The 16,913-nt window shown below is 70.7% G+C and carries 19 protein-coding genes; 6 read left to right on the top strand and 13 right to left on the bottom strand.

Annotation, left to right across the window (positions count from 1 at the left end):
- Positions 1–109: 109 nt before the first annotated feature.
- The 3 genes from ABT297_RS15820 (at position 110) to ABT297_RS15810 (ending at position 2,627) form a co-directional block, all read left to right on the top strand.
- The gene (locus ABT297_RS15820; protein ID WP_350549389.1) at positions 110–1,222 is read left to right on the top strand and encodes an MBL fold metallo-hydrolase; all 1,113 of its coding nucleotides are present in this window, start codon (positions 110–112) and stop codon (positions 1,220–1,222) included.
- 143 nt (positions 1,223–1,365) lie between these two features.
- A complete protein-coding gene (locus tag ABT297_RS15815; protein ID WP_350549387.1) occupies positions 1,366–2,436 on the top strand; it encodes a LacI family DNA-binding transcriptional regulator in 1,071 nt (356 codons plus the stop codon).
- Positions 2,433–2,627: a hypothetical protein gene (locus ABT297_RS15810; protein WP_350549385.1), complete on the top strand. Its 195-nt coding sequence runs from the start codon at positions 2,433–2,435 to the stop codon at positions 2,625–2,627. Before ABT297_RS15815 ends, ABT297_RS15810 begins: the two co-directional genes overlap by 4 nt.
- Positions 2,628–2,692: 65 nt before the next feature.
- On the opposite strand, the gene ABT297_RS15805 is transcribed toward ABT297_RS15810, so the two are convergent.
- The 6 genes from ABT297_RS15805 to ABT297_RS15780 form a co-directional block, all read right to left on the bottom strand.
- A complete protein-coding gene (locus ABT297_RS15805) occupies positions 2,693–4,201 on the bottom strand; it encodes an APC family permease (RefSeq protein ID WP_502885575.1) in 1,509 nt (502 codons plus the stop codon).
- A 51-nt stretch (positions 4,202–4,252) separates the two neighbouring features.
- On the bottom strand, positions 4,253–4,879 hold the full coding sequence (locus ABT297_RS15800) for a GOLPH3/VPS74 family protein (protein ID WP_350549381.1): 627 nt from the start codon (positions 4,877–4,879) through the stop codon (positions 4,253–4,255).
- A gap of 521 nt (positions 4,880–5,400) precedes the next feature.
- Positions 5,401–5,982: a DsbA family protein gene (locus ABT297_RS15795; protein WP_350549379.1), complete on the bottom strand. Its 582-nt coding sequence runs from the start codon at positions 5,980–5,982 to the stop codon at positions 5,401–5,403.
- A gap of 118 nt (positions 5,983–6,100) precedes the next feature.
- The gene (locus tag ABT297_RS15790; protein WP_350549377.1) at positions 6,101–7,603 is read right to left on the bottom strand and encodes a sensor histidine kinase; all 1,503 of its coding nucleotides are present in this window, start codon (positions 7,601–7,603) and stop codon (positions 6,101–6,103) included.
- Positions 7,600–8,295 (bottom strand): response regulator transcription factor, encoded by a 696-nt coding sequence (locus ABT297_RS15785; protein ID WP_350549375.1) that lies wholly within the window; start codon positions 8,293–8,295, stop codon positions 7,600–7,602. The genes ABT297_RS15790 and ABT297_RS15785 overlap by 4 nt, the downstream gene beginning before the upstream one ends.
- Before the next feature lie 32 nt (positions 8,296–8,327).
- Positions 8,328–9,320, bottom strand: a complete 993-nt coding sequence (locus ABT297_RS15780; RefSeq protein ID WP_350549373.1) for a hypothetical protein — start codon at positions 9,318–9,320, stop codon at positions 8,328–8,330.
- Between the two features lie 3 nt (positions 9,321–9,323).
- On the opposite strand from ABT297_RS15780, the gene ABT297_RS15775 reads away from it, so the two are divergent.
- Positions 9,324–9,641, top strand: a complete 318-nt coding sequence (locus ABT297_RS15775) for a hypothetical protein (protein WP_350549370.1) — start codon at positions 9,324–9,326, stop codon at positions 9,639–9,641.
- Here the strand turns inward: ABT297_RS15775 and ABT297_RS15770 are convergent.
- From ABT297_RS15770 to ABT297_RS15750, 5 genes are all read right to left on the bottom strand, one after another.
- Entirely contained in the window at positions 9,635–9,784 is a 150-nt protein-coding gene (locus ABT297_RS15770; RefSeq protein ID WP_350549368.1) for a hypothetical protein, read from the bottom strand. The two genes, ABT297_RS15775 and ABT297_RS15770, sit on opposite strands and share 7 nt — an antisense overlap.
- A gap of 62 nt (positions 9,785–9,846) precedes the next feature.
- Complete coding sequence (locus ABT297_RS15765) at positions 9,847–10,137, bottom strand: hypothetical protein (protein WP_350549366.1); 291 nt, start codon at positions 10,135–10,137, stop codon at positions 9,847–9,849.
- 26 nt (positions 10,138–10,163) lie between these two features.
- Entirely contained in the window at positions 10,164–11,798 is a 1,635-nt protein-coding gene (locus ABT297_RS15760; RefSeq protein WP_350549495.1) for a sodium:solute symporter family protein, read from the bottom strand.
- Positions 11,799–11,908: 110 nt separating this feature from the next.
- Positions 11,909–12,283 carry a response regulator gene (locus tag ABT297_RS15755; protein ID WP_350549364.1) on the bottom strand — a complete coding sequence of 125 codons (375 nt, stop codon included), beginning with the start codon at positions 12,281–12,283 and terminating at the stop codon, positions 11,909–11,911.
- Positions 12,283–14,949 (bottom strand): ATP-binding response regulator, encoded by a 2,667-nt coding sequence (locus tag ABT297_RS15750; protein WP_350549362.1) that lies wholly within the window; start codon positions 14,947–14,949, stop codon positions 12,283–12,285. Before ABT297_RS15750 ends, ABT297_RS15755 begins: the two co-directional genes overlap by 1 nt.
- Positions 14,950–15,017: 68 nt before the next feature.
- On the opposite strand from ABT297_RS15750, the gene ABT297_RS15745 reads away from it, so the two are divergent.
- The gene (locus tag ABT297_RS15745) at positions 15,018–15,239 is read left to right on the top strand and encodes a hypothetical protein (RefSeq protein ID WP_350549360.1); all 222 of its coding nucleotides are present in this window, start codon (positions 15,018–15,020) and stop codon (positions 15,237–15,239) included.
- Here ABT297_RS15745 and ABT297_RS15740 read toward each other — a convergent pair.
- Both ABT297_RS15740 and ABT297_RS15735 read right to left on the bottom strand, forming a co-directional pair.
- Positions 15,189–15,551, bottom strand: coding sequence for a TraR/DksA family transcriptional regulator (locus ABT297_RS15740; RefSeq protein ID WP_350549358.1), 363 nt, complete (start codon positions 15,549–15,551; stop codon positions 15,189–15,191). The two genes, ABT297_RS15745 and ABT297_RS15740, sit on opposite strands and share 51 nt — an antisense overlap.
- A 122-nt stretch (positions 15,552–15,673) precedes the next feature.
- On the bottom strand, positions 15,674–16,360 hold the full coding sequence (locus ABT297_RS15735; protein ID WP_350549356.1) for an HAD family hydrolase: 687 nt from the start codon (positions 16,358–16,360) through the stop codon (positions 15,674–15,676).
- 40 nt (positions 16,361–16,400) lie between these two features.
- Here ABT297_RS15735 and ABT297_RS15730 point away from each other — a divergent pair, with 40 nt between their 5' ends.
- Positions 16,401–16,616 carry a hypothetical protein gene (locus ABT297_RS15730; protein ID WP_350549351.1) on the top strand — a complete coding sequence of 72 codons (216 nt, stop codon included), beginning with the start codon at positions 16,401–16,403 and terminating at the stop codon, positions 16,614–16,616.
- The last annotated feature ends 297 nt before the right edge of the window (positions 16,617–16,913 follow it).

Raw genomic sequence — 16,913 nt, 5'->3', positions numbered from 1 at the left:
AGATCGGAGGCCTTCGAAGGAGGTCGGCCGGGTCTGGCTGGCCGGAGTACCGAGAGAAAATCGAAACGGACGGGTGCTGAACCTCACCACAACTGGAGGCGACGGGGCAATGGGGAAAACGACTCGGGTGCTCGCTCTGGCCGCGGTGGCGGCCGCCGCCGGTGGCGTGGCGTGGGCGTTGCGCGACCTTCCGGCGCAGCTCGGGGCGATACCGGCGGGCGCGCGGGCCGAGCGGATGCGCCGGTCCACGCAGTACGCCGACGGGCGGTTCCGAAACACGGTGCCGGCCGACATGCTGCCGCCGCACGCGATGCGGGGCGCGTTCGTGGAGCTGCTCACGGGCCAGCAGCGGCGCCGGCCGCTCGGCGAGATCCCGGTGACCCGCCCCGAGCTGGGCGGCCGGCTCGCGCCGGACGGGCTGCACGTGACCTGGCTGGGTCACTCGACGGCGCTGGTTGAGATCGAGGGCGTGCGCGTGCTGTTCGACCCGGTGTGGAGCGAGCGCTGCTCGCCGACGCCGTTGTTGGGGCCGAAGCGGCTGCACCCGATGCCGCTGCCGATCGGCGAACTGCCCCGCATCGATGCCGTGGTCATCTCCCACGACCACTACGACCACCTCGACCTGGCCTCGATCCGCGCGCTGTTGCGCACCCAGCAGGCGCCGTTCCTCGTACCCCTGGGCGTGGGCGCGCACCTGGAGCGCTGGGGCGTACCGCAGGACCGGCTGATCGAGCTGGACTGGGACGAGCAGGCGACGGTGCGCGGCGTCACGCTCACCGCGACCGCCGCCCGGCACTTCTCCGGCCGCCGCTTCACCCGCGACGGCACCCTGTGGGCGTCGTGGGTGGTCAAGGGCGCGAGCCGGAGCCTGTTCTACACCGGCGACTCCGGGTACTTCGACGGATACAAGGAGATCGGCGAGCGGCACGGGCCCTTCGACGCGTCGCTGATCCAGGTCGGCGCGTACAACGACGCCTGGCCGGACATCCACATGAAGCCCGAGGACGGGGCGAGCGCGCACCTCGACGTCCAGGCCCGGGTGCTGATCCCGCTGCACTGGTGCACGTTCAACCTGGCCCTGCACGCGTGGTCCGAGCCCGTCGAGCGGCTCCTGGAGGAGGCGCGGGCGCGCGACATCGAGCTCGTCGTGCCGCGGCCGGGTTACCGGGTGGACATCGATGCGTTACCGGCGCTTGAACCCTGGTGGCGGCCCATTGCGTGACCATTAAATGACCTGGTCAGGGCACGTGTTGCGACACACATGCCAGGACCGGGCAAACGACTGGTGGCCGGACTCCCCTCGGCGTACTGTATCGATACAGAAGGGTTCTGAATCGATGCAAAGGGAAGGGGGGATCCGGCGCCATGGCGGCGACGTTGCAGACCATCGCCGACGAGCTGGGCGTGTCACGGAGCACCGTCTCCAACGCTTACAGCCGGCCGGATCAGCTCTCCCCCGAGCTGCGCGCCAGGATCCTCGAGGCGGCCGAGCGGCTGGGCTACCCGGGCCCCAACCCGACGGCCCGGTCGCTGCGCCGGGGCAAGGTCAACGCGATCGGGGTGCTGCTCACCGACGACCTGTCGATGGCCTTCACCGACCCTTACGCGGTGGCCTATCTGCGCGGGCTGGCCGAGGCCGCGTCGGCGCGGGAGACCTCGCTGCTGCTGCTCAACCTGCCCGAGGACGAAGAGGCCGTCCGGCGGGTGGTCAGCAACGCCGCGGTCGACGCGTTCTGCCTGTACTGCGTGCCCGACTGGCACGGCGCGCTGGAGCTCATCCGCAGCCGCGGGGTGCCGATCGTGATCGGCGAGGACCCGGCCGCGTTCGGGCCCGAAGCCGGCTATGTCGGCATCGACGAGCGCGCGGCGGCGCGCCGGCTCGGCGAGCACATCGCCAGGCTCGGTCACCGTGACATCGCGGTCGTCGCGCACTGGATCGTCCACGGCGGCGTCACCGGCCCGGTCGACGCCGACCCGGACGCGCTGCGCTACTACGTCACCGGCGAGCGGGTGCGCGGGTTCCGCGACGCGTTCGCGGCCGCCGGTCTGCCGTGGGAGCGGGTGCTGCTCATCAACGCGGCGCGCAACGGCCGCGAAGAGGGCGCGGCCGCGGCGGCGCACGCCCTGGACCGGCTCGACCGGGCCACGGCGATCCTCACCACCTCCGACGTCCTCGCGCTCGGCGTGCTCGATGCGCTGCGAGTGCGGGGCCTGCGTCCCGGCCGAGACGTGTCGGTCACCGGGTTCGACGACATCCCGGAGGCCGAGCCGGCCGGGCTCACCACGATCCGCCAGCCCAGCGTCGAGCGCGGGCGGCTCGCGGGCGAGATCCTGCTCGATCCGCCCGAGGACCCACGACGGCGGCGCCTGACGCTGCCCGTCTCACTGGTGGTCAGGGCGACCACCGGCCCCAAGCCACTCAAGGAGAAGCCATGACCCCGTTCGCACTGCTCATCACGCTCGACACCTTCCGCGCCGAGGCGCACTCGGCCCTGCCGAACGCCCCCGTCGTCGACGACCGCCGGCCGGAATCGGCCACAATGACGAAGGTGCGCGGCCTCACCGCCCGCACGCTTCGCCGGGCCGCCGACCGAGTAGAGCCCACGCCGGCGCTCACCTATGGGTAACACCCGGTGGTAGGCGTGCAAGAAAACCAGTGAGGGAGGCAGGCCACCGCCTGCCTCCCTCACTGCTACCGGACCTCGGCCGCCTCGACGGACTCGATCCGGGCGGTGTTGGCCCGGGCGCCCAGGCCGATCGCGTCGTAGTCCTGGCGGTTGATGCTGCGCAGGATGAGCGCCCAGACGATGCCGATGACCGCGGCCACGCCGTACGCGGCCGGGAACGCCCACGTCGCGGCGCTGCTCTGGCCCGGGGCGAGGCCCAGCAGCAGGCCGAAGTTGTTGAAGACCTGCCACATGACGTAGCCGAGGGCGATCGTGGACAGGATCGGCGCGATGAGCCGTGCCCAGGCACCCTCGCCGCGGTTGTCCCGGGCGAAGTAGAAGATCACCGACAGCGAGGTCGCCGTGACGAGCAGCAGCACGCCGATGCCGCCCGAGGTACCCAGCCAGAAGAACAGGTTCACCAGCGGGTCCCAGCCCTGGATCGCGAACACCACGATGACCACGAGCGCGATGACCGTCTGGAACAGCGAGCCCGACGCCGGGGCGCCCGAGCGGGCCCGGGTACGGCCGAAGAACGCCGGGAGCACCCGCTCGCGGCCGAGCGCGAAGGCGTAGCGCGCGGTCGTGTTGTGGTAGCTCAGCGCCGCCGCCGCGATGCTGGTGATCAGCAGCACGGTGCCCACGTCGTGGGCCCAGGCGCCGCCCTTCGCCGCGAGGGTCGGGAAGAACGGGCCGCCGGTGTCCAGGGTGTCCTGGGCCGCCTTCACGGTGCTGTCCACGCCGATGCTCACCGACGCCGCCCAGCTGGTGATCGCGTAGGAGACCACCATGACCGCCAGGCCGAGGAAGGTGGCCGTGGCGACCGTGCGGTTCTTGCTGCGGGCCTCCTCGGCGAAGACCGGTGCGGCCTCGAAGCCGACGAACGCGGTGACCGCGACGGCGAACGCCGGGCCGGCCGCGCCCTGGAGCGCGCCCCACGTCCACGGCTCGAAGCTGACCGAGCCGCCGGCCGGGTTGCTGAGGAAGATGACGTCGAAGATGGTCACCACGATGAGCTCGGCTCCGAGCAGCACCATGAGGACCTTGCTGTTGACGTCGACGCGCAGCAGGCCGAGCACCGCGACGAACAGCCACAGCGCCAGGCACAGGACCCACCACTCGACGTTCACGCCGGCCTTGTCGGCCAGGAACTGCGACAGGAACGCGCCGAACGCGCCGTACAGGCCGACCTGCAGCAGGTTGTAGGCCACCAGGGCGACCATGGCGCCGCCCACGCCGAACGGCCGGCCGAGGCCCTGGGCGATGTAGGAGTAGAACGCGCCGGCGTTGGTGATGTGGCGGGACATCGCCACGTAGCCGAAGCTGAACACCGCCAGAATGATCGCGATGATCACGAAGGCGAGGGGGAAGCCGGTCGTACCGACGACGCCCCAGCCGGTCGAGACCAGCGCGCCGACGACCATGAGTGGCGCGGCCGCCGTCAGGGCGAACATGATGACAGAAGGCACGCCCAGCCGGTCACGGGCCAGTGCCTGAGATACCACGCTCGGTCGCGGGGGCGACGTTGCGGACATCGGTCCTCCATGGTTTTGAGGGGAAGGGGAGAGGGAAGTCCGACCGCGTCGTCACCCGCGCTGCGACAGCACCGAGTCGCCGACCGCCGACTCGACCTGCAGGATCAGGTCGCGCAGCGGCGGCGGCAGGGTGGTGATCGCCTGTTGAAGTCTTCTGATGTCGGCCGGTTCGCGATCCCACAGGACGTGACCGGTCAGCCCGGTCGCCTCGGCGAGGCCGGCGAGGGTCGTGTCCGCCACCCGCATCGGCTCGGCGCCCGTGAGCAGGCGCCGCAGCCGGACCACTCGCCCCGCCGGCAGGTTGACGTCGGCGGGTAGCCAGCGGGTCTCGGAGCGCAGTAGCCGCCGCACCTGAACCTGCTCGACCAGGCCGACGCGCGCCAGGCGCTGCCCGACCGCCTCGACCGCCGTACGGCCAAGGAACATCAGCCACGTGCGCACCTCGCGGTGCTGCTGCTCGGCCACCATCGTGGCCAGGTTGGTGTGTGCCAGAGGGTCGGACGGGGGATCCCGGTTGATCACCCGGAGCCGCGGACCCTCCACCAGAATCCGCTGCTCAAGGACCAGTTCGCCGAGCATCGCGCCGGCCAGCCCGAGCTCCACGGCGCGCGGCGACAACCGGGATTTGCCGCCCCGGTCGTCGTGCGCGATCAGGAAGAAGTCATCGGCCAGCAGCATAGGCCTGAACCTCTAGTCGACCGGTCTTCCATCGACCGCGCACGTCACTGCTCTTTCGTCCGGGCGACCGGCCCCACGGACCGGACGCTCCCCGGGTTCCCCAGACCCAGAGACCGACAACTGGTTAGGGCCCGAAAGACCGTGCGACCCAACGCGAAAGCATGCACTGCGTGTTGGTCGGTTCGCAACTCTCGAATGCTAAATCGTGTTAACGCAGGTCAGACAATATCGTATAGACGATAGTCCCAGGGGTTAAAAACTACGGAACGTAACGCCCGGAGTTTCGGGTGCCGACGCACGGTCGGTAACAGCCTGGCCCCGGCCACGCCGGTGATGTCCGGCCTTTGACGCGGGCGGATCGGAGAGCGTTTTCCCTATGTTCCGGGGCGAACAGTGCCGATGCGCACCCACGATCGGCGGGCGGTGATTTCACCGCCCGCCGAATTCGATGCGGAACATTCACGTGCACATGACCTGCAGTAACGCCCGGCGATCGCAGGCTTCCCGTACCGCATTCACGGTCAGTAGCCGTCCGGCCGCTCCCCTGCCCGAACCACCTCGGCCGCCTCGTCGACGACCTCGAGGAGTTCGTCGAGACCGTACCCGCCGTCGTGCCGGATGCCGTTGATGAAAAAGGTCGGCGTGCCGGCGACACCGCTTCGCACGCCCCCGACCAGATCGCGGCGCACGCGGTCGAGGTAGAGGTGCGCGCCGACCTCGTCGCCGATCTCGGCCGAGGGCAGGCCGAGCCGCTCGACGCCGACCATGAGTTGGCGGGGGTTGATGCTGCGCTGGCTGTCGAAAAGCCAGTCATGCATCGGCCAGAAGGCATTTCGCACCCCGGCCGCCTCGGACACCTCGGCGGCGAGGTCGGCGTACGGATGCACATTCGTCAGCGGGAAGTGGCGGAAGGTGAACCGCAGCGTCTCACGCCGCAGTCGCAGCAGGTCCTGCATGATCGAATGCGCCATCGCGCAGTACGGGCACTGGAAGTCGCCGTACTCGACCAGCGAGACTGGGGCGGTCTGCGGGCCGATGGTGTGGTCGTCGGGGCCCACCGGAACCGCCAGCCGGGGAACCGTGACCTGGAAGGGCGTGGTCATTCTTCTACGGTTCGCCGGACACCGCCCGGCCACGTCACCCGGGCGGGGCGCCCTTGTCACATGGGTGTGACCCGCGACACCAGCCGGGAGCTGACGGCCAGAAGGAGGCCCAGGGGCGCTACTGGGGCGTGGCCTTGAGCAGTGGGATCGAGACGCGGAAGGTGGCGCCCTCGCCGGGGGCCGTTCGCAGGGTCACCTCGCCGCCGTGAGCCGCCACCAGCGCGGCCACGATCGACAGGCCCAGGCCGGAGCCGCCAAGGGCACGGGTGCGGCTCGGATCGGTGCGGTAGAAGCGTTCGAAGACTCTTGACGCGTCTTCCGCGGACATGCCCGGGCCGTTGTCGGAGACCTCGAGGATGGCGTGCTCGGCCTCGGTTCCGACGAAGACGGTGACCTCCGTGCCGGCGGGGGTGTGGGTCAGGGCGTTGGACAGGAGGTTCTGCACGACCTGGCGCAGGCGGACCCCGTCGCCCAGGACGATGGGGGGTTCCACCTCGGCCTCGTCGTCGCCGCTGCTGGCGGTGCGCAGGCGTAGGCGGTGACCCGTCGCGGTCACGCGGGCGTCGATGAGGGCGTCGGTGGCCAGGGACAGGAGGTCCACGGGCCTCTTCTCCAAGGCGCGTTGCTGGTCCATTCTGGCCAGGAGCAGCAGGTCGTCGACCAGGAGGCCCATGCGGGTCGCGTGGTGCTCGATGCGCGCGATCGTCTCGTCGCTCTTACCCGCCTGGCGGTGAAGCTCGGCGAAGCCGCGAATCGAGGTCAACGGGGTGCGCAGTTCGTGCGAGGCGTCGGCGATGAAGCGACGCATGCGATCCTCGGAGGCGCGGGCCTGTTCCTCCGAGGCGCGGGCCTGCTCTTCGGATGCCCGACGCTCGTCGAAGGCGGTCTCGATCTGGCCGAGCATCGTGTTGAGGGCCTGCGAGAGGCCGCCGATCTCGGTGCGTGGGTCGGCCTCGGGGACGCGGCGGCTCAGGTCGCCGGCCGCGATCGCCTCGGCGGTCTGCTCGACCTCGACCAGGGGACGCAGGCTCGAACGGACGAGGAGGTAGGCGACGACCGCAAGCACCACGAGGACGAAGGCGCCGATCGTCACGCTCGTCCAGAGCTGGCGCGTGACGGTCGCGTCCACGTCGTCGAGGCTGATGGCGATGACGACCGGGGCGCGGGCGTAGCCGGGACCGCCGGGCTGGCGGGCGAAGAGCACGCGCCACTGGTGGCCGTCGCCGCCCATGGGAGACACGGTGGCGTACGCACCGATGGTGTCCCTGTCGAGCCGCGTGATGGGGCCGATGCCCTCGGCGGTCGCGGGCAGCGCGGGGCGGCGCTGGCCCGTCGCGATCGGGTTGAAGAAGCGCTCGTCGATGGCGCCATTCCGGTCGATGCAGGCCACGTAGTAGCCGTTGCGCTGCATCGGGGCGACGCCCGGACCGCCGAACTTCGTTCCGGGGCTCTCGCAGGCCATCGCGGCCTGGCGGACGCTGCCGAGGAGCTGGGCGTCGACCCGGGTGAGCAGGTAGTCGCGCGTGCTGTACACGCCGGCGGTGCCGGTCGTCACGAGGGCCGCCGCGAGCAGGACGAGCATCAGCACGACGAGCTTGACGCGCAGCGGCCAGGACTTCATGTTCGGGGCAGCCGGAGTGAATAGCCCACGCCTCGCAGGGTCTGCAGCAGGCGCGGTTCAGAGGTGTCGATCTTCTTGCGCAGGTAGGAGACATATGACTCCACGACGCCGGCGTCGCCGCCGAAGTCGTACTGCCAGACGTGGTCGAGGATCTGCGCCTTCGACAGCACGCGGCCGGGGTTGGTCATGAAGTACCGCAGCAGCTTGAACTCGGTCGGCGAGAGCTGGACCTCCTGGCCCGCCTTGAACACCTCGTGGGTGTCCTCGTCCAGCTCGATGTCGGCGAAGCTCAACCGGGAGGTCTGGGCGGCCGCACCCCCCGCGGGATCGGCGACGCGGCGCAGGACTGCCTGGATGCGGGCGAGGATCTCGGACAGGGAGAAGGGCTTGGTGACGTAGTCGTCGCCGCCGAGCGTGAGGCCCTTGATCTTGTCCTCGGTCGCGTCGCGGGCGGTGAGGAACAGCACGGGCACGCGGGTGCCCTCGCCGCGCAGCTTGCGCAGCACCTCGAAGCCGTCGAGCTCGGGCATCATGACGTCGAGCAGGATCATGTCCGGCCGGAAGCGCCGCGCCTCCTCCATCGCCTGCCGCCCGCTGGTGGCGCTCGCGACGTCGTAGCCGTGGTACCTCAGGCTCGCGGAGAGCAGTTCGACGATGTCCGGCTCGTCGTCGACCACAAGCAGCCGCGTCATGATTCGCTCCAAATACCCTCAGAGTTCCCCTGTCATGTCGAGACTGCCGCCGGATCCTGACGCTCGGATGCGGTTTCCCTGAAAACCAGCTGTGAACCGGCTGTACCGGACGCTGACAGCAGCGCGAGCAGGACGGGGAACTCGAGGTATGCGTGGTAGGAGGCGAACGCGCCGTACAGCGCCCGGCCGGAGGCGTAGTCGATCACGAACAGCACGGCGAACGCGGCGCCCAGCCCGCCGCCCAATGCCCAGGCACGCCAGCCTCGCAGCACGCCCAGACGCGCCTCGAAGGCCCGTGCGGCGTCGGGCGCGTGGCGGGGCAGGAAGTACACCCACACGAAATAGTGCATAGTCTGCAAAAATGCGAATACTACTAAAAACCGGGCACCGGTGATCGTGGTCGAGCCGGGCGGCGCGCTGGCGGCGATGATCCGGGCTGGGTCCCCGGCGAACGCGGCGACCGTCGACGGTGCGATGCCGCCGAGCGCGAAGTCGAGCGCGCCGGCCAGGATCAGCGCGGGCACGCCGAGCACCCACGCGACCTGCGTCCAGCGGAACACGGCCGCACGGCGAAGCCGGCCGCCCCACTCCCACAGGAAGAACAATGGCACGACGTTGTGCAGGTGCGCCAAGATCACGAAGTGGTACCCAGGGAAGCCCAGCGACATCGCCGCCGCCACGGTCAGCACAACCGCGGCCGCGCCGAGCCGTCGGCCGCGCAGCGCGTGGGCACAGCCCGCGGCGAGCACCGCGTAGCCGACCAGGATCTCGGCATAGCGAGCCGGCTCGCCGACGAACATGGCGGCGAGGCGGCACACGACGATCGCGCTGATCAGGCCGAGCAGGACGACGAGGAAGCGACCGCGGAGCACCGGGGCGAACCGACCGGCGACGTACCGCAGCTCGAGCACGTTGTGCAGGACGCCGAACGCGATCAGCCCGAGCACGGTGGTAGCCAGCGGCGCGTGCAGCGCCACCGTCAGCGCGGCGCCGGCGGCGAGGCCGAAGAGCAGGCTTATCTTCATCGCGTGCTACCCGCCCTGCTGCTGACCCTGGCGGTCGAGGTGCCGCTGTACACGGCGGCCCTGGTGGTGCTGCGGCTGGCGGGCATCCGGCGGGCCGCGCTGCTCGGCGTCCTGGTCAACCTGGCGACCCACCCGGTGCTGTGGCTCTTTCTCGCCCCGCACCCGGGCGCGGCGAGACTCTGGTCGGCCGAGGCGCTGGCCACCGCCGTAGAGGCACTAATCCTCATAAAGGCGATGAATCGGGATAAAGTGCTACTGGTGGTTGTCGCGGTCGGCGCGAACGCGAGCTCGCTGCTCATCGGGCTGCTGGCACCTCAGTAGCGGCCGTTCTTGGTCCGGCGGACCAGCCACACGATCAACACGACGAGCGCGGCCACGAAGACCAGGCAGCCCAGGGCCACGACGACGGCGGTACCCGCCGTGAACGACGGCGGGGGCGCCGCATCCGCCAGCACGATGTTCATGCCGGAGAGTGTGCGGTGCCCGGCTCCGGTTTGGATATCGGCTCCGCGACCCGACCGCAGACCTAATCGCGGACTTGATCGCCGGCCTGGTTCGCCGGCGGGATGTCCGAGGTCGCCGGCGGCTCGGCCGGGCGCAGCCGCTGCCACAGCAGGAACAGCAGACCAAGCGCGAGCATCCCCAGCCCGATCCAGAGGTTGATCCGCACGCCCGCGGCCTTGTCGATCTCCGCCTGCGTGTCGAAGATGCCCAGGATCGTGACGATCACGCCGTACACCGTGAAGAGCCCTCCGATGACCCGGCGGACGTCGAAGAGCCGTGCGGCCCGGGCGGTGTCGATCTTCTGATCACTCATGACGATGCTCCCGAAGCGCCCCAGGTTTACAGGAACGGCAGGTAGAAGAGGGCGGCGAGGACGAGGGCGCCCGAGCCGAGCAGCACCGGCGAGCGATACCAGGCGGTGTCCCCGGCGATCGCGTCGGCGCGCAGGTCGTGGCGGCCGATGCCGTACACCAGGCCTTGGAGCTCGGACTCCGGCTTGCTCCTGGTGAGCGGCGTGACGATCAGCGCGACGATCGTCACCACCACGAACGCGATGCCGGCGCCCCAGAACGACTCGTCCAGGTCGGAGCCGAAGGAGAACCAGCCGAACCACTTGTACCCGGCGTACGTGACGAACGCGGCGACCGTGCCGGCCAGCAGCCCCCAGAAGCCCGCCCACGCCGTCATCCGCCGCCAGAACATGCCAATGATGAACGCGGCGAACAGCGGGGCGTTGAACAACGAGAACAGCGCCTGGATGTAGTCCATGATGTTGCTGTACCCGGCCGCGATGAATGCCGTGCCGATGCCGATGAGCACGCCGACGACGGTGATGAGCCGCCCGACCTTCAGGTAGTAGGCGTCCGGCCGGTCCTTGGCCACGTACTCCTGCCAGATGTCGTACGTGAACACCGTGTTGAACCCGGACACGTTGGCCGCCATGCCGGCCATGAACGACGCCAGCAGGCCGGTCACGGCGATGCCGAGCACGCCGCTGGGCAGGAAGTCGCGCATCAGCAGCGGGATGGCGTTGTTGTACTGCAGGTCGCCGGTGCCGGCGCCGAGCCCCTTCACGGTGACCAGGGCAACCAGGCCGGGGATCACGGTGACGAAGGGGATGACGAGCTTCGGGTAGGCCGCGATGATCGGCGTGCGCCGGGCCGCGCTCATGTTGCGGGCCGACAGGCCGCGCTGGACCTCGGCGAAGTTCGTCGTCCAGTAGCCGAAGGACAGCACGAACCCGAGCCCGAAGACGATGCCCCACCACGGCGCCCCCAGCGGGTTGTCGCTGCCGGCGGTGCCGGCCCAGGTGTGCAGGCCGGCGTCGCCGAGCTTGGTCTGGCGTACCGCGTCGAACAGCCCGTGCAACCCGCCGACCTTCACCAGGCCGATGATCGCGATCGGCAGCAGGCCGGCGATGATCACGAAGAACTGCAGCACCTCGTTGTAGATCGCGCTGGAGAGGCCGCCGAGCGTGATGTAGGCGAGGACGATGAGGGCGCCGACGACGATCGCCGTCCACAGCGGCCAGCCGAGCAGCGCCTGCATGATCAGCGCGAGCGCGTAGAGGTTGACGCCCGCGATCAGCACCTGGGCCAGCGCGAACGACAGCGCGTTGAGCACGTGCGCGGGCCGGTTGAAGCGCCGGCGCATGTACTCGGGGACGCTGCGCACCTTCGAGCCGTAGTAGAACGGCATCATCACGATGCCCAGGAACACCATCGCCGGGACGGCGCCGATCCAGTAGTAGTGGACCGTCATGATGCCGTACTTGGCGCCGTTGGCCGCCATGCCCAGAATCTCCAGGGCGCCGAGGTTGGCGGAGATGAACGCGAGGCCGGTCACCCATGCCGGCAGCGAGCGGCCGGAGAGGAAGAAGTCCACGCTGTTGCGGATCGAGCGGCGGGCGGCGAGACCCACCCCGAGCACGGTGATGAAGTAGAGCGCCAGCAGGACGTAGTCGATCGTGTCCATCTGCAGGCGCAGGCCTGAGGCGAGAGTCTGCACCCGTCCCTCCTCATTTGCCGTGTGAGTGGAGCCTCAGGCACCTACCCAGGCAGGGGTCGGGATCAAACCCATCGCTGTCAGCTTAGGTGTGATGCGATCATTGTCACCAGATCAGCGGCTGCGTACGGTTTGTCCAGGAAGGCGTCGCAGCCGGCCGCCATCGCCGCGGCCCGCTCGTGTGGCAGGACGCTCGCGGTCAGGGCGATCACGGTCGGCCGGGCCGGCACCTCGGTCAGCTCGGCGGCGAGCTCGAGGCCGTTGCCGTCGGGCAGGTTGACGTCGAGCAGGATCAGGTCGACGGCCTCGGCGGCGAGCGTGTCGCGGGCGGCGGCCAGCGAGCCGGCCTCGAGGAGGTCGGCGTTGCGCACCGCCGGCGGCTCGGCCCGCGAGATGATCGCTCGCACCAGGACCCGGTTGAGCTCCTCGTCCTCGACAAGCAACACACGGCCCATCACTCGACCTCCTCTCGGGTGGAATCCGGATGCGGATCGCGGGCGTCGGTGAGGGAGTTCGCCACCGCCGCGAGGTCGATCCACTCGCGCACGCCGTCGGCGGCGGCCGAGTTGCGCGGTACCGTGCCGATGACCTTGCCGGTGAGGCGGCGCCGGTCGGCGGCGGAGAGGTCCGGCGCGGTCAGTGCCAGGACCGGGATGCCGCGCGTGGACGGCTCCCCGTCCAGCCCGGACAGCAGCGCGAAGCCGTCGACGTCCGGCATCTGCAGGTCGCAGATGATCAGGTCGAACCGGCGGTCGCGCGACAGGCGCAGGCCCTCCGGCCCGTCGTCGCAGGTCACGACGATGATCCCGGCCTCGCTGAGCTGACGTTCCACCACGGCGCGGGTGTGGTCGTCGCGGTCCACCACCAGTACCGAGGCCTGCTCCTGCGACAGCGCGGGCACGACGTGGCGGGCCAGCTGGGCCAGCAGGGCGTCGTGATCGACGGGCTTGACGAAGAAGTCCGTGGCGCCCAGGGCGAGGCCGGCGCGCCGGTCGTCGACGATCGTGGCGAAGAAGACGGGGATCGTGCTCAGCGCCTCGTCGCGCTTGAGCCGGCGGATCACGTCCCAACCGTCCAGGCCGGGCATGATGACGTCGAGCAGGATGGCGTCGGGGCGCCAGGCGCCGGCCTCCGTCAGTCCGGCCTCGCCGCTCGAGGCGGTCCGGACCTGGTATCCGGCGCCGGTCAGGTACGCCTCCAGCAGCTCGGCGGCGCGCGCGTCGTCGTCGATGATCAGCACGCGGCCGCGTCCCGGACTGGAGTCCGCGCCCGGCGCGGCCTCGCCCCCGGGCGCGGCCTGCGGCGCGTCGGCGACGGGCAGCCGGACCGTGAAGCGGCTGCCCTCGCCGGGCGCCGACGCGAGCCCGATCGTGCCGCCGTGCGCCTCGACGAGCCGGCGGGTCAGCGCGAGCCCGAGCCCGGTGCCGGCCTTGCGCTGCGCGGCCGGCCCGAGCTGCTGGAACTCCTCGAACACCCGCTCCTGGTCCTCGGGCGCGATGCCGATGCCGCTGTCGGCGACGGTGATCGACACTTCCTCGGCCTCCGGGGTGACCGTGACCGCGATCAGGCCGCCGTCTGGGGTGAACTTGATCGCGTTGGAGAGCAGGTTGTCGAGGATCTGCCGCAGCCGCAGCGGGTCCGCGCGCACCGCGGCTGTCGGCGGCACGTCGAGGTACACCTGCAGCCCCTTGCGATCCGTGAGCGGCCGGAGCGTGGTGATCACCTCGCCGACCGCGGTGTCGAGCGAGATCGATTCGAGGCCGAGCTCGAGCCGGCCCGCCTCGACCTTGGCCAGGTCGAGGATGTCGTTGATCAGCCCCAGCAGGTGCCGGCCGCTGTTGTGGATGTGGTCGACCCACTCGGCCGGCACGCTGCGCCGATCGTCCTCGGCCGGCTCGGCGCGCATCAGGTCGCTGAAGCCGATGATCGCGTTGAGCGGCGTGCGCAGCTCGTGGCTCATGCCGGCCAGGAAGTCGCTCTTGGCCTGGCTGGCGTGGGTGAGCGCGGCGACCGAGTCGGCCAGCCGAGCGGCGAGGTCGCGCTGCTCGGCCAGCACCGCGCCGCGCTCGGCGAGCACCCTGGCCTGTGTGCCGAGCACGCCGGTCAGGCGCAGATCGTCGATGCTGAACAGGGCGCGGTAGCGGTCCAGCAGCAGCGCCGTGCCCACGCCCTCGATCCGCAGCACGGTGGCCAGCCGGGCGCCGGTGGCCTGCGCCAGCGGGTGGTCGGCGCGCAGCGGCACCGGCTGGCGGGTCGCGGCGAGCCCGGCCAGGTCGAACTCGAGTGGCGCGTGGGGCAGCCGGGTGCCGGAGCGGCAGACCGCGGCGATGCGTTCGAGCCGGCCGCCGGCGTCCGCCTCCCCCAGGAGCAGCACGACGTCGGTACCCGTGGTGTCGTGCACGACGTGCACGAAGCGCCGCCAGATCTGGCCGGTGCTCACGTCGGCCGGCAGCCGCTGGAGGTCCTCGGTCGCCTCGTACCAGACCGTCGCCGACATCATCCGGCGCATCCAGCCGGGCGGGACGAAGGCGAGCAGGTACAGCAGCGCGCCGGCCAGCCCGACCAGGCGCCCGGCCGGCTGCAGCCAGACCCGCTCGCCCGGGTAGCGCGCCGCCGCCGTGACCAACAGCAGCAGCATCACCGGGAACACGTAGGTGGCCGCGGCGGCCAGGCGCAGCCGCACCCGGGCGGCGCCGGAGCGGCGACCGGCCGCGCGCAGCAGCATCCAGCCGGCGATCGCCTCGGTGACCGTGAACGTCGCCGTGACGAGGACGAGGTATCCGGTGCTGAGCGGGCGCGGCGCGGCGGTTACGGCGGCGATGCTGCCCAGCAGCAGGACCAGCAGGCCGACGTCGAGCCAGCGCGGCACCCGGCCGAGCCGCGCCGTGAGCCGCAGCGTGAGGTACGGCTGGATGAGCAGCAGCGCGGTCGCCGTGGCGCTCGCGGCCACCGGCAGCGGCCGGTGCGTGAGCTCACGGACCGCGGCGTTGGCGTAGACCGCCAGGGTGGGCAGGAAGATCAGGGCGATGTCGCGCTGCACCGGGTCCCGGTGACGGAGGAAGCCCCCGAGTGCCCGCAGGAACACCGCCGCGATCAGGACACCCGTGATTAGAGTTACCATTTGACTACGCCCCGTTACGATCGCGAACGGGACTCACTCTAGTCAGCGTTTTCCAGGCGGGGGGCCGGATGGGCGAGGATGCGCTGCGCGCGACGGTGGCCGCCACCACGCACGACCTGTCCAACGCCCTGGGTGCGGTGCTGAACTACGCCACATTCCTCGCCGAGGACCTCGCCGGCGACGGGGCGGCGGTCGAGTATCTGCCGCACCTGCGAAGCGCGGCGCAGCGCGCCCTGGACCTAGTAGCGGTGCTCGCTGCGGCTCTTGCAGCCGACGCAGAGGGTGACTGACGGGAAGGCGGCCAGGCGGGCCACCGGGATCTCCTCGCGGCAGGTCTCGCACGTGCCGTAGTGGCCCGCGTCGAGGCGCTCCAGCGCCCGCTCGACCTGCTCCAGCCGGTTGCGGATGGAGACGGCGAGCGCGAACTCCTGCTCCCGGTTGAACGCCTTGGTGCCGAGGTCGGCGACGTCGTCACCGGAGTCGGCCGTCCCGGCGAGGGTCATCTCCGCGACCGCGGCGGTGTGCTCCTCCGCGAGCTCCGCGCGCCGTGCGTCCAGCGCCTTGCGGATGTCCTGGGTACGTGTCTCTTGGTAGACGAGCATGGTCGGCCCCCCGGTAGCGGAAATGATTGGCTTCCGGTGTGCCCAGCGCGGTGGCCACGCAAACCTGCCGGTTTCCTCGCACCCGCGCGGCGCGGGAGTGATGTCGTGAGGCGGTAGGGCGCTCAGGCGAGCGCCATACGGAGGGCGGTCGTCAGCGCTTCGTCAAGATGGTCCAGCAGGTCCTGCGGGTCCTCATACACGGCGGCGGCGCCGTGGTCGAGCAGCTCGGCCGCGCACAGGCCGCCGCTGGTCACGCCGATGCACGGAATCGACAGGTGCCCAGCCGCCCGCACGTCCCACACCGAGTCGCCGACGAAGACGACCTCCTCGGCGGACAGGCCGGAGCGCTCCAGCGCCACCTCGACGATGTCCGGTGCCGGCTTGCTGCGCCGCGCGTCGTCGGCGCTCGTGACGGCGGTGATGGACGGGTCAGCGTCGAGGCAGTGCAGCAGGGCGTCGAGCTCGGGGCGGGACGCCGAGGTGGCCAGCACGGCACGCAGGCCACGTGCGGCGCAGGCGTCGAGCAGTCGGCGCGCGCCCGGCAGCGGGCGCAGCGCGGGCCAGGAGACGGCGTAGAGGCTCGCGTGGGCGGCCCGGATCGCGCCGTCGGCCGACGCGTCGCGGCCCCGGCCGAGCAGCGCGTCGAGGATCCGGTCGGAGCCCATGCCGATCGCCCGGTGGATGCGCGCGGCCGGAACGTCGTGGCCGTGCTGGCGCAGTGCCTGCCACCAGGCCACGGCGTGCAGGTAGACGGTGTCCACAAGGGTGCCGTCGACATCGAACAGCACACCGGCCACAGGTTTGGTCATATTCGGGTGATACCCACCCGCGCGGGGGTATCACAGATACGTGACCGAGTCCGACCATGCCGGCCCAGCCGGACCAGCCGATCCGGGCGGCGCAGCCGCCGTTGCCGCCGAGCCGTTCCCCGGCTTCGACGCCGACGACCTCGGCGACTTCGCCTCCGAGCACTGCAGCGTGACGCTCGCGTGGCAACTGGCCGGCGGCCCGGAGCACGCACCCGAGCCGGAGAGCCCACACGGGCTGGCGGGCATGGACGAATAGGCTGGCCCTGAACGAGTAGGCAGCCATCCGCGCTCATAAATGCCGACAAAACACCCCCACGCCGGCGTGGGGGTGTTTTGCGGAGTAACCGGACCCCACCCTCGTCGTTGCCCTACCCCTCGTAACAAGAATGTCGCCCCAGGCGCACGCCCCCTATCCAGGGCGTGGAAAAGCTGGCATGTTGAGGCGGCGCGCATTGAGGTCGTCCCATATGCGCGCATTAGGCACATGTCCAGTGAGAGGGGGGCACGATGAGCCGACGGAGATGGGTGCACGCCGCGGTCGCGACCGCACTCG

Source organism: Dactylosporangium sp. NPDC000555, from assembly GCF_040300025.1.
Taxonomy (GTDB): Bacteria; Actinomycetota; Actinomycetes; order Mycobacteriales; family Micromonosporaceae; genus Dactylosporangium.
The sequence above is the reverse complement of the archived record's forward strand: the minus strand, read 5'-3'. Positions and strand labels throughout refer to the sequence as shown.

Bases quoted from the DNA above. Each gene is read 5' to 3' on its own strand.
- ABT297_RS15785 (WP_350549375.1), bottom strand. From the start codon at position 8,295: ATGACGCGGCTGCTTGTGGTCGACGACGAGCCGGACATCGTCGAACTG.
- ABT297_RS15790 (WP_350549377.1), bottom strand. From the start codon at position 7,603: ATGAAGTCCTGGCCGCTGCGCGTCAAGCTCGTCGTGCTGATGCTCGTC.
- ABT297_RS15765 (WP_350549366.1), bottom strand. From the start codon at position 10,137: ATGAGTGATCAGAAGATCGACACCGCCCGGGCCGCACGGCTCTTCGAC.
- ABT297_RS15770 (WP_350549368.1), bottom strand. From the start codon at position 9,784: ATGAACATCGTGCTGGCGGATGCGGCGCCCCCGCCGTCGTTCACGGCG.
- ABT297_RS15750 (WP_350549362.1), bottom strand. From the start codon at position 14,949: ATGGTAACTCTAATCACGGGTGTCCTGATCGCGGCGGTGTTCCTGCGG.
- ABT297_RS15820 (WP_350549389.1), top strand. From the start codon at position 110: ATGGGGAAAACGACTCGGGTGCTCGCTCTGGCCGCGGTGGCGGCCGCC.
- ABT297_RS15800 (WP_350549381.1), bottom strand. From the start codon at position 4,879: ATGCTGCTGGCCGATGACTTCTTCCTGATCGCGCACGACGACCGGGGC.
- ABT297_RS15780 (WP_350549373.1), bottom strand. From the start codon at position 9,320: ATGAAGATAAGCCTGCTCTTCGGCCTCGCCGCCGGCGCCGCGCTGACG.
- ABT297_RS15755 (WP_350549364.1), bottom strand. From the start codon at position 12,283: ATGGGCCGTGTGTTGCTTGTCGAGGACGAGGAGCTCAACCGGGTCCTG.
- ABT297_RS15760 (WP_350549495.1), bottom strand. From the start codon at position 11,798: ATGGACACGATCGACTACGTCCTGCTGGCGCTCTACTTCATCACCGTG.
- ABT297_RS15745 (WP_350549360.1), top strand. From the start codon at position 15,018: ATGGGCGAGGATGCGCTGCGCGCGACGGTGGCCGCCACCACGCACGAC.
- ABT297_RS15735 (WP_350549356.1), bottom strand. From the start codon at position 16,360: ATGACCAAACCTGTGGCCGGTGTGCTGTTCGATGTCGACGGCACCCTT.
- ABT297_RS15805 (WP_502885575.1), bottom strand. From the start codon at position 4,201: ATGTCCGCAACGTCGCCCCCGCGACCGAGCGTGGTATCTCAGGCACTG.
- ABT297_RS15815 (WP_350549387.1), top strand. From the start codon at position 1,366: ATGGCGGCGACGTTGCAGACCATCGCCGACGAGCTGGGCGTGTCACGG.
- ABT297_RS15810 (WP_350549385.1), top strand. From the start codon at position 2,433: ATGACCCCGTTCGCACTGCTCATCACGCTCGACACCTTCCGCGCCGAG.
- ABT297_RS15795 (WP_350549379.1), bottom strand. From the start codon at position 5,982: ATGACCACGCCCTTCCAGGTCACGGTTCCCCGGCTGGCGGTTCCGGTG.
- ABT297_RS15740 (WP_350549358.1), bottom strand. From the start codon at position 15,551: ATGCTCGTCTACCAAGAGACACGTACCCAGGACATCCGCAAGGCGCTG.